This window comes from Tidjanibacter massiliensis (assembly GCF_900104605.1).
Lineage (GTDB): Bacteria > Bacteroidota > Bacteroidia > Bacteroidales > Rikenellaceae > Tidjanibacter > Tidjanibacter inops.
In genome coordinates this window covers 2,052,997-2,068,677 of sequence record NZ_LT629960.1, presented here as the reverse complement: position 1 = coordinate 2,068,677, position 15,681 = coordinate 2,052,997, and the positions used below count along the sequence as shown (strand labels likewise).

The 15,681-nt window shown below is 56.5% G+C and carries 10 protein-coding genes; 1 reads left to right on the top strand and 9 read right to left on the bottom strand.

All coding sequences use genetic code 11. From position 1 onward, the window contains the following. The first annotated feature begins 104 nt into the window (after nucleotides 1–104). On the top strand, nucleotides 105–1,766 hold the full coding sequence (locus BQ5361_RS09750) for a PKD domain-containing protein (protein ID WP_081976742.1): 1,662 nt from the start codon (nucleotides 105–107) through the stop codon (nucleotides 1,764–1,766). Between the two features lie 89 nt (nucleotides 1,767–1,855). On the opposite strand, the gene BQ5361_RS09745 is transcribed toward BQ5361_RS09750, so the two are convergent. The 9 genes from BQ5361_RS09745 to BQ5361_RS09705 all read right to left on the bottom strand — a co-directional run bounded on the left by BQ5361_RS09745 (nucleotide 1,856) and on the right by BQ5361_RS09705 (nucleotide 15,654). Further along, entirely contained in the window at nucleotides 1,856–2,917 is a 1,062-nt protein-coding gene (locus BQ5361_RS09745; protein ID WP_257525787.1) for a bifunctional 3-deoxy-7-phosphoheptulonate synthase/chorismate mutase type II, read from the bottom strand. 632 nt (nucleotides 2,918–3,549) lie between these two features. Next, nucleotides 3,550–4,563, bottom strand: coding sequence for a Holliday junction branch migration DNA helicase RuvB (ruvB, locus tag BQ5361_RS09740; RefSeq protein ID WP_022063071.1), 1,014 nt, complete (start codon nucleotides 4,561–4,563; stop codon nucleotides 3,550–3,552). 32 nt (nucleotides 4,564–4,595) lie between these two features. Then, nucleotides 4,596–6,179 (bottom strand): hypothetical protein, encoded by a 1,584-nt coding sequence (locus BQ5361_RS09735; protein WP_022063072.1) that lies wholly within the window; start codon nucleotides 6,177–6,179, stop codon nucleotides 4,596–4,598. Between the two features lie 147 nt (nucleotides 6,180–6,326). Then, nucleotides 6,327–6,806 (bottom strand): DUF456 domain-containing protein, encoded by a 480-nt coding sequence (locus BQ5361_RS09730; protein WP_022063073.1) that lies wholly within the window; start codon nucleotides 6,804–6,806, stop codon nucleotides 6,327–6,329. Nucleotides 6,807–6,916: 110 nt separating this feature from the next. Then, nucleotides 6,917–7,519: a phosphatase PAP2 family protein gene (locus BQ5361_RS09725; RefSeq protein ID WP_022063074.1), complete on the bottom strand. Its 603-nt coding sequence runs from the start codon at nucleotides 7,517–7,519 to the stop codon at nucleotides 6,917–6,919. 53 nt (nucleotides 7,520–7,572) lie between these two features. After that, on the bottom strand, nucleotides 7,573–9,072 hold the full coding sequence (locus BQ5361_RS09720; protein WP_035471118.1) for an MBOAT family O-acyltransferase: 1,500 nt from the start codon (nucleotides 9,070–9,072) through the stop codon (nucleotides 7,573–7,575). Nucleotides 9,073–9,092: 20 nt separating this feature from the next. Next, entirely contained in the window at nucleotides 9,093–11,078 is a 1,986-nt protein-coding gene (locus tag BQ5361_RS09715) for an SGNH/GDSL hydrolase family protein (protein WP_052130912.1), read from the bottom strand. 455 nt (nucleotides 11,079–11,533) lie between these two features. Next, nucleotides 11,534–13,222 (bottom strand): tetratricopeptide repeat protein, encoded by a 1,689-nt coding sequence (locus BQ5361_RS09710; RefSeq protein WP_022063077.1) that lies wholly within the window; start codon nucleotides 13,220–13,222, stop codon nucleotides 11,534–11,536. Nucleotides 13,223–13,431: 209 nt separating this feature from the next. Further along, nucleotides 13,432–15,654 (bottom strand): polyribonucleotide nucleotidyltransferase, encoded by a 2,223-nt coding sequence (locus BQ5361_RS09705; protein WP_143047573.1) that lies wholly within the window; start codon nucleotides 15,652–15,654, stop codon nucleotides 13,432–13,434. Nucleotides 15,655–15,681 lie beyond the last annotated feature (27 nt).

The window sequence follows — 15,681 nt, the reverse complement described above, 5'->3', positions numbered from 1 at the left end:
GCAAAAACCGCGAAGGGGAACGGGAGGCAACGACGGCGAGCAAAACCCGGCCATGCCTCCGGGCCAAGACGACAAGAACATTTAACCAACAAACGACTACGGCTATGAAAACCCATTTACTACTCAAAGTCATGCTGATGGCCGGCCTTCTGCTGGCGGGCGCCTGTACCCCGACGGGGCAGGAGGAGGGCGAATACACCCTCTCGAGCGACAAGACCTCCGTAAACATCAACGAAGAGGTAACTTTCACCGTCAAATCGGAAGAGGGGCGTGACGTCACGTCCGAATGGAACTTCTCCGACGACACGGGCATCCGCGAAGGCAACCGCTTCGGCTGGTCGGAACCAGGAACCTACACCGTCACCGCCGTCGCCAAAACGAATCCTGCCTTGAAGGCTGCGAATACGGTCACCGTGACCGTCAGCGAGACGGAGGTGACCTATACCATCTCCTGCGACAAAACCGAGGTCAAGGTAAACGAGGAGGTGACATTCACCGTCACATCGAGTGCCGGCGAAGACGTCACCGAAGCATGGAATCTCTGCGACGAGAGCATGTGCCGCGTAGGCAACAAGTTCGGCTGGTCGGAACCGGGTACGCACACGGTAACGGCCCACAGCAAGGCGAATCCCGAGATAGAGGCGGAGAACACCATCACGATTGAAGTGAGCGGCTCGGTCTACAAACTGTACGCAGACCAGGATGTCGTTTACGTGCTCGACGAAGTGACCTTCCATGTAAAGGAGATTATCGACGGCGTGGAACAGGAAGAGGATGCCTACGGTTTCGAGGCAGGCATCAAGGGAGGCGAAAGATTCAGCCAGTTCGGCGCCATGGCCAATGTCTTTCCGGAAGCGGGCGTCTATACGGTGGATGCCGTGAAGTACGACTTCAAAGGCGCCGAGATAGCAAGGGCCGAAAATACCGTGGAGATAATCGTGAAAGAACGCGACATCACAGGGTACGAAGACCGGTACTACCGCCGCTCGCTGATGGCAGAAGGAACGGGCACGAACTGTACCGGCTGCCCGGCAATGGCGGAAACCATCGAATACACGGAAACCTATCTCCTGCCGGACCGGATGATACCGCTGGCATTCCACCTCAACGACGATGCATGCAATGTACCTCTGTACCGTAACTTCTTCATCCTCACCAACGACTACGGCATCTTCGCCTACCCGTACTACATCATCGACTGGAATCTTACCTACAAATCCACCAGCTCCGACGCCGAAGCGCTGAAACACAGCATCGAGGCTTCACAGGCAAGATATGCCCAGACACCGGGGCTCGCCGTCGAAACGACGCTGTCGGGCCGGGAGCTGACGGTGAAGATAAAAACCACCCCACGCGAAACGGCCGAATACTTCCTCGGCGCCTACATCGTGGAGGACGACATCTACACGGAACAGTCGGGTGCCGACGACGGCATGATGATGCAGCGGAACGTGGCTTACTACTGCCTGACCGAACCCGAAGGCAATCAGGATGACCTGCCCGAAGAGGGAATAGGCAAATACGGCAGGCTTGGTCTGGAACCGCTCGGAACGCTGGAGGGCGAACGCGAATATACCTACGACTACCGCTTCACCATTCCCACCCATGAACCCATCGACCACAACCTCGACAACTGCCGCCTCGTTTACTTCATTTGCAAAGCCGACGCTACGATAGAACCCTACGGTTACTTCTGCGCGAATGCCGCCACCTGCCGGCTCGGCCAATCGCAGGAGTACGAGTTCGAACCGATATACGGCGAATAACCCCCCGGAACAAGAGGAAACGGTGAGTGCCGGGCCGAACGGGCCCGGCACTCACCGTTTCCTGTACAAATCCTGCCGAAGTTCCGGCGTCACGGATTCATGACGACGTTCTGGCGGGCAATACTCTCCATATGTATCGCATCGAGTATTGTCCGGATGAATTCGGGACTCAAACCCAATTCTCCGGCACGGGCCACCATATTGTCCACAATTTCGTCCCAGCGCCGCCGCTGCAGGATAATCACGTCATTTTCACGTTTTATCCGCCCGATATCCTCGGCTATTCCCATTCTGCGCGACAGAAGCGCGAAGAGCTGCGCATCTATCTGGTCTATTTCAAGCCGTAGGCGCTCCATATCCGCTTCAAACTGCGGTACATCGACCGTCTCGCGGCGCCACCGTATCCCTGCGAGCAGTTCGCCCAGCTGCTCCGGCGTCACTTGCTGGGCGGCATCGCTCAGTGCCTCGTCAGGACGGACATGGCTCTCCATGAAGAGTCCGTCGTATGAAAGGTCGGCCGCTTTCTGCGCCGTAGCGGCAAGCCCCTCCCGACGGCCGCAGATATGCGAAGGGTCGCACAGCATTTTCAGTTCCGGAAAACGGCGCCTCATCTCAAGGGCCACATGCCACACGGGGGGATTGCGGTACTCGTTGCCGGAAGTCTGCGCAAAACCGCGGTGTACCAACACGAGCCGCTCCGGCCCGACACCTGCCGCAAGCATCCGCTCCACGGCACCCGTCCACAAACCGGTATCGGGCATCTGTGCATTCTTCACCAACACCAACACCTCCGTTCCACGGAGCGCATCGGCCACCTCCTGTACGCTGAACGGATTACCCGTCGTACGCGCCCCTATCCACACCATATCGGCGCCCGCACCGAGGGCTGCCTCCACATGGCGGGAGTTGGCGACCTCGACCCCGAACGGAAGCCCCGTTTCCGCTTTCGCCTCCGCCAGCCACTCCAGGCCGACCTCGCCCACCCCCTGAAAACACGACGGATAGGTACGGGGTTTCCACACCCCTCCCCTTATCATATTCACGCATCCGCAGGCAGCCAGTCCCCGGTATGTCGCAAGCGTCTGCTCGCGGCTCTCGACACTGCACGGTCCGGCTATTATCACAGGTCTTCTCGCTCCTTCTGCTGCCATAACCATCGAATTCTTTCCGTCGCAAAGTTACGAATAATGCGGGAAAGTGGATAGCGGACGTGTCTCCGGCACTATCCGTCCCGAAAAAGCTGCATATGCGACATGCGGTTCCGACCGCGACAACCGAGCCTTTCGGAAAGTACCGGAATGCAGAAAATAAAAATCCCGTGTCCTTCTCGGATACGGGATTCGGTTCATCTCCAACTTTTCATTACACCCTATAATATTGCAGCAAACCTTTGTCAATTCCATCATCCTTCCCGAAAAGGAAGGAGGCAGCTGTTAAAGAGATGACGTAATAAATGTATTTTCGCATTGCAAATATATACATAAATTCCATATCAACAAGGATTATATGCATTTTTTTCTGGCATTCTTCCTGCATGATGTGTTTTTATTCGTATTTTTATGCTATATGCACAAAATACGGGCACTCGCCCGCAGAAAACTCCCGCAGCAACCGACCGAAAAGGTAAACCAAACACAAAGAGAGATTTGTAAACGACACCCGGACTTCCCGACCGGCGAGATGCTACCGACGACAGAAGACGTCTCCCGCTGCCGCAGGCAATACACCCTCAAGGCAGGTCGGACTGTCGTCAAAGGCGGAACGATATCCCCGGCGGCCTCTCTCAGAAAAGCGTCGTGCCGTCCGAAAGCGGAGCGATACCGAGGTGCGAATAGGCGAGCGCCGTTACCTCCCGGCCGCGCGGGGTACGCTTCAGGAACCCCTCCTTTATCAAGAAAGGTTCGTACACCTCTTCGATGGTACCGGCGTCCTCGCTGACCGCCGTAGCGATGGTATTGATGCCGACCGGGCCTCCTCCGAACTTGTGGATGATGGTAGAGAGTATCTTGTTGTCCATCTGGTCGAGACCGCGGGAGTCTATATCCAGGGCCTTGAGCGCCGTCCGTGTAATGGGCAAGTCTATGACGCCGTCCCCTTTCACCATGGCGAAATCCCGTACCCGCCTGAGCAGGGAGTTGGCGATACGGGGCGTTCCGCGGCTTCGCAGCGCGACCTCCTGTGCCGCATCGTCGTCTATGTCTATACTCAGGATGGAGGCCGAACGCTTCACGATACCGGTCAGCACATCCGTGTCGTAATATTCGAGATGACACTGGATACCGAAACGCGCCCTCAGCGGCGAAGTCAGCAATCCGCTCCGGGTAGTGGCCCCTATCAGGGTAAACGGATTCAGTTCGAGCTGTATGGACCTTGCCGAAGGCCCCTTGTCGAGGACGATGTCTATCCTGTAATCCTCCATGGCGGAGTAGAGGTACTCCTCGATTATCGGACTCAGGCGGTGTATCTCGTCAATGAACAGCACATCTCCTGCATTGAGGTTCGTGAGCAACCCCGCCAGGTCGCCCGGTTTGTCGAGCACCGGGCCGCTGGTCACCCGGAGCGTCGACCCCATCTCATTGGCGATGATGTTGGCGAGGGTGGTCTTCCCGAGCCCCGGAGGGCCATGGAGCAATACATGGTCGAGCGAATCGCCGCGCATCAGTGCTGCCCGTATGAAGACACGCAGATTCTCCGCCACCTTCTCCTGGCCGCGGAAGTTGTCCAATTCTTGCGGGCGTATCCGGTTCTCGAACTCCGAATCGCTCTCCATATTCCTTCTGTCCCTGTCGAATGCCATACCGCAAAGATAGCGCTTATCCCGAACTTTACCTAAGACCGGGAAGATGCGGCGGCCCGCTTCCGTTCCCCGGCCACCAGCTCATCGAACCGTTCACGGACGATATCGCCGAAGTTGCGGCCGGTTATCTTGCTCTTAAGCCACGAGATGAGGTCGAAATAGTAGAACGTGCGGCGCTCGTAAGGATGGTTTTCATAGGGTTTCAACCGTTCGTACAACACCTGGAACTCCTTCTTCAGCTCCAAAGTGGCCAGGTTGTTGAGCTTGCGGAAAAAGGCGAACAGCTCCCGCTTCATGTCGGTCATATCCTTCATCTTGACGATGAAAGTGAACACCGAACGTATCTGGTAGTCGAGGTTGTGGTCGATGCCCGCCTCATAAGAGGCTACCAGATTCAGCATGCGCGCGTAGCACTGCAAATCGCGCCGCACCTGCGGGTCCTTCACGGCGATTATTCCGGAGAGATGCTCCATGCACTTGGCGTAATTGCCGTCGCCGAAATAGAGCAGGGCTATCTTGTAGTCGAGCATCATGCGGTCGTACAGGCTGAGGTATTTGGCATACCGGCGCAGATAGCCGTCCACGCTGCGCGCCATCCACAGTCCCTCCTTGAAGGCCCCCTCCAGAATACATTTATTGATACGGGCCGTAAAAAGCACCTGCTGGGAAATCATGACGGCATTTTCGTTCAGACTCCCGGTAATCCGGCTCTCCCGCTCGAAATCCTCTATCGCCTTCACGAAAAGCCCGTATTTCCTCATCAGGTACATCCCCTCCAGAAAACGCGAATAGCCGTGCAGATAGCTGTCGTACATGACCTCCTTCATACACGGCTGCTCCTCGAACATGTCTATCCACGCCCGTCCGTACCGGTAGGCATAGGCGAAATTGTGGCGGATGTAATGGTACCATGTCATTGCCTGATAGAAATGGAAACGTTCCGTGAAGGAGAGCCTATGCCGCGAATAGACGCAAAGGCGGGGCTTGAAATAGTCGTTCAGCAGGTCGAGGTCTTTTTGGGAACGGGCGTAACCGAGCTGCAGGTGGAGCGAATAGAGTCTGACGGCAAGGTTGGAAATTTCATTGGTACGCTCCAGTTTGTCGCACGTCTCCATGATACTGCGGTTGGAGGCCGCGGCAAAATGCGTCATCTCATCGGAGACCTTGCATTCGTACACCTGACGCCGGAGTCCCGTCACTTGCAGCATCAGAGCGTGCTGTTCGAGCTCCGCCGCCATGCGCTCCGCCTTGTCGAGCTGCTTGTCCGCCTGATTGTAGAGGCCTTTGTCGAAGAGAATGCGGGCGAAATCCAACTGCTCCTGCAGTTGGAGAAGGGGCGAATGCTGCACGCCCAGCAGGCGCAGGCTGATGAGTATCTGACGGTGCAGATGCGCCTTCATATTGGGAAGCTGCTCCTTCCTGATGGAGGGGCACCGGCTGAGTATCCGCTCCTCGTCGTAGGATTCCATTCCCTCCAAGCAGTCGAACAGGATGATGAATTTGGATTCACGAGGGTCACCCTGCCTCGCGGCATACAGTTTGAAATTGCGTTTCTCGGCCTTGCTCATCGAGCGTATGAGGTCGAAAACACTCTCCCTCCGGTCGTAATGTTCCATCGCATATCACACTTATAGTCCGTGTAAATATAAGGATTTATTACGACAGCCAAAAACGGACGCGTGCCCGAACGCCCTCCGCTGCCAGACACGTGTACACGCCGCAGTCCCGCAGACAGTCTCAAGATTCCGCGAATATGCGGCGAATCAGAACAATACCGCCTTTACGATAGCGAAAGTCATCAAGAGGGAAACTACGAGCTTCAACCCCGTACCGAGTACAAAGGCGAGAAAAGAGCCGAATGCCACGCGGAACGCCCGGGCATTATCGGTACGGTCGTGCAGCATCTCTCCGATAAAGGCACCGGCGAAGGGACCGAGCACCAATCCCCAGGGCATGAAGAACAATCCGGCCACGGTGCCTATGGCCGCCCCCCGTGTCGCCTGCCGCGAGCCGCCCAGCCGGCCGGTTATCCATGCCGGAAGCAGGTAATCCGCCAGCGTTACCGCCCCCGTCAGCACCGCCCACAGGGCAAGGTATTCGCCCGAAAACTGCGCATAATCGGTCCAATGCACCAACAGCAGGCCGAGGTAAGCCACCGGCGGCCCCGGCAGTACGGGCAGGAAACATCCCGCGACACCCGTAAGGCCGCACACTACCGCCAATATCGAAAGAAGCGTATCCATCCGTGTACTCTTTTCCGTCTACCATCCTAACGCCCCCGGAACGGAATTATTTTCCCGGCCGAACGGATACGCCATGCAGCGACACGACCGGTCCCGCCGGAAGGCCGGCCTCAACGGACACCCGCCGAAGAGCGGGCAGCCTCCCGCTTCGTCCGCGGCACTTCCCAATGGTAACGGTCATTCAACCGGGAGAAAAGGTACCACATCAGCAGCGCGACGAGCAGGCCGAGTATCCAGCCGAACAATATCTGGAACGGCCAATGGACGCCGAGGTATATCCGCGAATAGGAAGTAAGCAGCGTATAGGTGAGCATCATCCATGTAAACCACCGCCTGCGGACGGCGAGCGACGTGAACAGGAAGATGCAGAAACTCGTCGAGGCATGGCCCGACACCGTTCCCATCAGGCCGCCCAGATACCCCTTGACCGTATGCAGATAAGGCAGCATATCCTCCGTATGCGTGGGACGGAGGTAGGGGACATTCCGCTTGAAAAAGTTGCACACCTGGTCGCAAAGTCCTACACCCAACCCCACGAAAAGCAGCGCGAAAAGCATATACTTCCACCCGTAGTTACGGTAAACGATATAAAGCACCGCCAGGTAAAGCGGTATCCAGTTCGGTATTCCGGATGCGAACCACATGACGGCATCCATCACGGGGCCGCCGTCGAAATTAAGGGCGAGCATGACGCTCCTGTCCAATTCATTCATATATGCCTGTCAATTTACTGTACTCTTTCGTTCCGTCGCTCCGACCGCCGCCGTCAGAACTGGAAATAGATGAACGGCTGGATGTCCGCCGACTTCACCTGCATCACCACCCATATTATCACCACGATAAGCAGAGCATTCACTGCGAGCGGATTCCGGATGACGGCATCGCATGCCCGCTCCTGCAGCCGCCGGGGGATGAAATGGGCGACATAGCCGACGAGCATCATGGCGAAGATTTCCCAGTATCCGGTTATTATGTTCGGAATAAGTGAAATATCGAAATTGGTGAAGACCTGTTCGAGGATATCCGCTCCCGTACCCACGTCGCGCGCACGGAAGAATATCCAGCCGAGACATACGAGATGGAATGTCACGAAGATACCGGCGATGCGCCATCCTCTTTTCATATCCGCACCGGTGGCTTTCATCCGGGGAAAGAGCCGCATCAGAAACTTATGCAGTGCGAGCAGCAGGCCGTGGAAACCGCCCCACAGGACGAATCTCGGCGCCGCACCGTGCCACAGCCCCCCGAGCAACATGGTGACAACGAGGTTCACATAAGTGCGGAACCGGCCTTTCCGGTTGCCGCCGAGCGAGATATAGAGATAATCCTTGAGCCACGTCGAGAGCGAGATGTGCCAGCGCCGCCAGAACTCCGTTATCGTGGCCGACTTGTAAGGCGAATCGAAGTTTTTCGGGAACCGGAAACCGAGCAGCAGCGCGATGCCGATGGCCATGTCCGAGTAACCGGAGAAATCGCAGTAAATCTGGAGTGCATAGCCGTAAACGCCCATGAGGTTCTCGAAGCCGCTGTACAGCATCGGATTGTCGAACACCCTGTCCACGAAATTGACGCTGATATAGTCCGATATGACCGCCTTTTTGACAAGACCGGTCATAATCAGAAACAGCCCCCGGCCGAACATCTCCCTCGTCACCCGCAGCGGGTTCTGTCTTATCTGCGGAATGAAATCGCGCGCACGCACGATAGGACCTGCGACGAGCTGCGGAAAGAACGAAAGATAGAAGAAATAGTCCAGCCAGCAGGTCAACGGCGTGAGCTGCCGCCGGTAGATGTCAATCGTGTAGCTCATCGACTGGAACACGAAGAAAGAGATGCCTACCGGCAGGAAGATGTTCCGGAAGGCCAATACGTCGTGCCCTGCAAGGTCGTTCGCTATCTGTATGAAGAGATTGGTATATTTGAAATAGGCGAGCATACCGAGATTTATCAGTACGCTCAGCGCGACAAGTCCCCGCCGGTAAGGCTTCGCCTCGGTGGCAGCCAGCAACCGTCCGATGACAAAATCGGTCACGGATACAAGTATCAGCAGGAAAAAATAGAGACCGCCGGTCTTGTAATAAAAATAAATCGAAAAGAGGGAGACATAGACCATGCGCAGCACGGGTGTCCGGCGCATGAAAGAGTAGAACAGAGTGAACCCTGCAAAGAGAAAAAGGAATATCCCGCTGCTAAATATCATCGGGCTGGCCGGATTGTATCGCAGCAATTCGGCAACGGCCTCCGTTATGCGGGAAATATCGACCATCTGTTCTCTGCAAGGGATTACTATTCCGCTGCGGCATCCGTCAGCCCCGTTTCCGCGCCCTCTTCGGCCGGTTCCTCCGTCCCTCGGCCGACATCGGATGAAGCAGCAGCCGTCTCCCCGCCTGCTGCCAAAGAAACGGCATTCCCGCCGGCATCCGGAACCTCTCCTCCCTGCACCCGCGCCGCAGAGACAGGCTGAGAATTCGAATTTCCATCCGGCGATACGAAGGGCATTCCCTCCTTCCGAACGCCGGGAGCAGCGCTGCCGTTACGCACCGCTCCGGCATCTGCCGTGGGCACGGAGAACTCCGTCCCTGCATCGCCGCCGAGACCGGAAGCACCCATTATAGGTTCCTCCGCGCCATCGGAAGCTACGGCTTCGACGTCGCTCTTTCCATCGGCCGTCCCGAAAGAGAAGGCTCCGCCCGAGACCTCCCGCAGCCTGTCGGAGAGGCTGTCGTCGAGCAGCGTCCCCCGGCCGAGCAGAGTCGCCGCACGCCGCTTCTCCTCCTCCCGTCGTAGCTGCTCGGCACGCCGGGCCTTCTCGGCATCCTGCTCCCGAACGTTCTCCACCGCAGCATTGATGAATTTCACAAACTGTTCGGCGATGTATTTGCCTCCCGGATAACCGATATGGGTATAATCCTTCGCAGCCCAGTGGCGCTCCACGAATTTGGGCATCGAGTTGTCGCCCCCCATGGCCTCGTACGTATTCCAGAAACCGACGCCGCACTCCTCGGCGGCACGCTCCTGCGTCTTCAGCATGGCCTTCACGGCAGGCATGGTGACGGCGGTACCGTTCTGCATGGTACTCCTGTCACCCACGCTCATGACCACGACGGCGCTGCCCGGAAAACACTGCTTTATGTAATTGATGATTTTGACAAGCTGTTTCTGGTAATAGCCGTAATCGGTCACATCCGCCGACATGGCATTCAGTCCGTATTGAAGGATAACCATGTCGTAATTCATGTATTCGTCGAACTCCCGATTGATGCGGTAATCCGTACCGAGCAGGGCGAGTCCGCTGTTGCTGCGTACCGAAAAATTGTGGACGCTGACGCCCACACTGTCTTCGAGCACCGCCCCGTAACCGATGAAACCGGCCGTATGGGAGAGATTTATCCGCAGCTCCGAAATATCGGGCCGGCCGATGAATATCCGCTGCACCTGTTCGCCCGAATCGGGGGCATAATTACGCCTTTCGTCGCCATTGACGGTAACCTCCAGCACTGTATGTTTCCGGTTGACGAAAAAGAGGGAGGCCGTATTGGTCTTCTCGATACGCCGACGGAACTGCACCCCCTTATACTCCGCCGAGGCGTTCTCCCCGGGAATGGAAAGCATTCCCGACACGAAAAACCACTCCTTATACTCCTCCGGCACGCTCTTGCGCTTTATCAGGTTGTAGTCGGTCCACCCCTCGTGATTGTGCGTCACCGTACCGCGGTATTTAGACAGGGGCGTGGAGAAAGGGACGAAGCCGACTCCGCTGCCGCCGTATGCCATCTGCAGCTGTTCCCTCATATCGGCAGTAATGATATCGGCCTCGATGAAAGAATCGCCGAGCACCGCTATGCGTACCGTACGTTCGTCGGCTTCGTATGCCAGCGCATGGTAGAAACGTGCCATCATCTGTTCGTCCGGACTGTAATCCGTTATTGGAACGATACCGGGCCCCTCCACACAGGGGACCGACAACCCCTCCGCATCGGTTCCGTCCTCGCCCGGAATTCCCTCCGGTCCCGTAACACCCGTGGCATCCACCACCTCCTGTACGGGCACGGGCTTGAAATCATCGAGGAACGACGTGTCGAGCAAATCCATATCGGAAACGGGCACGAGCCTTTCATCCTGAAAGGTCACGACATCCGAAAGGATATTGGCCCTTTTCACCACCACGTTTCCCACCCGGAAACTCGGAATGAACGAAACGCACAACAGCAGTATGATGACGAGCGAAGTGATATAAAACCCGCTTCTTGTATAATCCTTTGGCCCCGGCATACGATTCTAAGGTATAACGTCGACAAAGATAAGAAAAAGAAAGATTGGCGCACTATCCGTTGTCCGCCTATTATCGCCCCGAACCCTTTCGGAGTCGCACCGTTCACGGAACTGTCCCGCAGGCAGAACCGACTGCCCGAAACCGGAAAGCACCGCACCCGCCGCATGCCATCCAATCCGCCGGTGCACCCAACATGCGCTACAACAAGGAAACACCGGACACAAGCACAGGATACCAGCCCCGATTCCGTCCCCGGTCCGCATAAGCAGCCTCCAGCCCGGAGCGTGCATCGCACGACACACATTCCGTCAGATACGCACAACGATACAGACAAACCCGACAACGGTCGTCATGTCCTGCCCGCAGGCAACCGCCAAACGCCTCCCGGCCGGACCGCACGAAAAAAGGCGGCGCCTTCAAAGCGCCGCCTTCGTATCATATCTTTTCTGCTCGATTAGAGAGCCTGGAACTCAGGAGAGTTGAAGAGCCTTGCAAACTCAACATCGGTCTTGGCAGCCTCCCGGAGCGACGGTTTGAGAGCAATAGCGTTGCGCAGATAGCTGATAGCACCCTGGCTGTCGCCCTCCCTCATGGCTATGATAGCACGGAGATATTCGGAATCCGCACACTTGCAGTTGCCGAGAGCCTGTTTCGCATTCGCATAGTTGCCGTTCAGCACCTCCACCACAGCAAGGTTGTACCCTTCGAGGTCGCGGGTAGCTACCACGTAGTCGCCTTCCTGGAGAGCAACGAGTCCTTTGTTCATCTGAGCCTCCTTGCTGTTGAGTGCAGAGAGGTACTTCTTGGCAGATTCGAGGTCGCCCTGTGCGATGGCCACGGCTGCGAGGTTGTTGGTCACCGTCGGGTTGCCGTTGATACGCGCAGCCTTGTCGATAGCCTGCTTTGCACCGGCTACATCGCCGTTCATCATCAAAGCGACTGCCAGGTTGTTGTAAGCGGCCACGTCGTTGTACTTCTCGGCTGCCATCCTATAAGCGGCAATCTTCTTGGCCGGGTCGTTGATAAGCGTAGCGCCGTAAAGTATCTCATCGAGTCTGAGGCTGCCGTCCTTGGACTGAATGGCGGCCACAATCTCCTCGTCGCTGAGGCCTACTACATCGGCCGAAGCAACGAGCTGGGTACGGCGGAGTTCCGGAAGAATCTTGGTCTTGAGCTCGTTATATACGGCGGAAAGGTTCTTGATTTCCTGTTCGCGGCGTGCGGAGGAATCGTACATCGAAAGCACCTGAAGAATAAGGTCCTTGTCGGCGATATCGGAAGCGGCAACCAGTTCGCGGAAGCCTTCCCAGTCTTCACCGTAAGCGGCTGCGTCGTACTGTACGTCGATACCCTTGAGGTTCTCCTTGATAGCCTTTTCACCGCTCTTGCTGCGCTCTGCGGAGAGTTTCTGGTTGAAGTTCTCCGGACCGTCGGGCGATGCGTAACCCTTTGCATAAACGGTTCCCATCGTCACATCCTCGGCAGCGGAGTTCTCACGCACGAATGCCTCGAAAAGTTTCACCTGCTCCAGGGAGAGCTGGTTCTTGCGCACTACCGGGCTGTTTATCTGATAATGGATATCGGCCTCGCCGGTAACAGTCCTGACTCTCTTGAAGTTGTGGTCCATAAGAATCATGTAGGGCATATCGGCCAGCGACTGTACGGTGCTGATACCCTGCGCAACCACTACGGAGCCAAAGTCGCCGAAAGTTTTGAACTTGTCACGACGGCACTGGTCGGCCGTACGGCCCTCCACGCGGAGAACGAGCGTCGAAAGATTGGCCCTTTCGTCATACGGGAAAACGACCTTCTGCGTAAATACGCCACCATTCTTCCACGAAACCGGGGTGTAGTTGTCCCTTACGTCCTCGCCCTGGAAATATTTCGGGGTGCCTGCAACCTCGCCGCCCTCGAACACGAGCACCGGGGTTACCTTGAGAATCATTTCCTCATAGAAGTACTTCTTGGGGAAAGTATAAGTGATATCGGCTTCAACGGTCTGTCCCTTAAGCGCAAGCACCTCGGGAGTCGCGTAAGCGTCTATCTTGCCGACATTCTTCTGCATCTTGTTGTACGGATTACATCCGACGAGCAGAACCATCATTGTGGTAAGCGCCAGGCCCACCTGAGCTAATCTTCTCATAATTAATGTATTAAGATAGTTTGTTATTATTTATTGCATCTCTTTTCCCACACGACTAAACGGCGTTAGTAAAGCAAAAATAAGAATATATTTTATTTCCGCATAATTTTCACCTACAATTCTTTCTTTGCCCGACGGAAGTTAAAAACGACACGCTTTCCCGGCAATCCCTCTGTTCGGTTCGAATCAGGCGTCAAAAACTATACCATTCATTTCTTATGTTCACGCCTTTCATGCTTGCCGTCGCGTTTTTCGGACCTCTCTCCCCGGTCGCGCCGTTCACGCTTTTCGGGCTCTTCGTAACCCTCCGGTTTCGGGAGCAGTGCCTTGTGGGAGAGCTTGAGCTTGCCGGTCTTGGGGTCCATGCCTATCAGCTTGACCTCTATCATGTCGCCCTCCTTGAGGCCGGTCTCGTCCATCGTCTCGAAACGTTTGTAGTCTATCTCGGAGATGTGCAGGAGCGCATCCTTGCCGGGAAGTATCTCCACGAAAGCGCCGAACGCTACGATGGAGCGTATCTTGCCGTTATAGACCTCGCCCACCTCGGGAACGGCCACGATGGCCTTGATACGGGCGAGCGCGGCATCCATACCCTCCTTGTTCTCGCCGAAAATATCCACGATACCCTTGTTGTCCTCCTCGGTGATGGTGATGGTCGTACCAGTCGTCTTCTGGATTTCCTGAATGACCTTGCCGCCCGGGCCGATAACGGCTCCGATGAAGTCGGACGGAATGGTAATCTGCACGATACGCGGTACGAACGGACGGAAGTCCTCGCGCGGTTCGGCTATCGTGTCGGTCAGTTTGTCCATAATGTAGAGACGGCCTACGCGGGCCTGTTCGAGGGCTTTGGCCAGCACCTCATAGGAGAGGCCGTCCACCTTGATATCCATCTGCGTGGCGGTGATGCCGTCACGCGTACCGGCAACCTTGAAGTCCATGTCGCCCAGATGGTCCTCATCGCCGAGAATATCGGACAGGATGGCATACTTGTCCGATTCGGAGTCGGAAATAAGCCCCATGGCGATACCCGAAACCGGTTTCTTGAGTTTCAGCCCCGAATCCATGAGTGCCAGCGTACCGGCGCATACGGTAGCCATCGACGACGAACCGTTCGATTCGAGAATATCCGACACCACCCGCACCGCATAGGGATTCTCCTCCCCGACCGGCACCATGGGCTTGAGGGCTCTCCATGCGAGGTTGCCGTGCCCTATCTCACGGCGCGAAAGGCCGCGGGCCGGTTTCGCCTCTCCCGTCGAGAAGGGCGGGAAGTTGTAGTGCAGGACGAACTGTTCGGAACCCTGTACGAGTACCTGGTCGATCTGCTTTTCGTCGAGTTTCGTACCGAGCGTCACGGTCGTGAGCGACTGGGTCTCGCCACGAGTGAATATCGCCGAGCCGTGCGCGGCGGGCAGCGGACCCACTTCGCACCATATCGGACGAATCTCGTCCGTGCGGCGGCCGTCAAGGCGTTTGCCCTCGTCGAGTATCATACGGCGCATCGCCTTTTTCAGCACGTCGTCGTGGAAATAGCGCTTGATGAGCGGCAGCTTCTCGGCGAGCTCCTCCTCGGTATAACGGGTGCAGAATTCGGCCTCTATCTCTTCGAACTTTTCGGTACGCTCCTGCTTGCCGGATGCACTCGTAGCCACCGCGTACACCTTGTCGTAGGTCTCCCGGATGACGAGCTGGCGCAGTTCCTCGTCGTTCACTTCGTGGCAATAGGTCCGCTTCACATCCTTGCCGAGCTCCTTCATGAGCTCTATCTGCACGGCGCACTGCTTCTTTATCTCCTCGTGGGCGAATTTGATGGCCTCCAGCATGTCGGCCTCGCTCACCTCGTTCATCTCGCCTTCGACCATCAGAATGTTGTCTATCGTAGCACCGACCATGATGTCGATATCGGCACGGGCGTTGTCGCTGAAAGTGGGGTTGATGACGAACTTACCGTCGATACGCGATACGCGCACCTCCGAAATGGGACCGCCGAAGGGAATATCCGATACGGCGAGCGCCGCCGATGCGGCGAGGCCCGCGAGCGCATCCGGCTGAATGTCCTTCGCCGCCGAAATCAGATTCACCGTCACGAAAACCTCCGCATGGTAATCCGCCGGAAAGAGCGGACGGAGGGCCCTGTCGATGAGCCTCGCTATGAGTATTTCGCTGTCCGACGGACGTGCCTCCCTTTTCAGGAAGCCGCCCGGATAACGGCCGGCAGCGGCGTATTTCTCTTTATATTCCACCGAAAGCGGCATGAAATCCACGTCCGGCTTGGCGTCTTTGGCTGCGACCACGGTCGCCAGGAGCATCGTATCCCCCTGTTTGACCACGACCGCACCGTCGGCCTGCTTGGCAAGTTTTCCCGTCGAGATGGTAATCTCGCGGTCATCCCCCAGCGGAATGACCTTCGTCGTCTCTTTGTACATCATCATATTTTTTATCCTCCAAAAATGTCT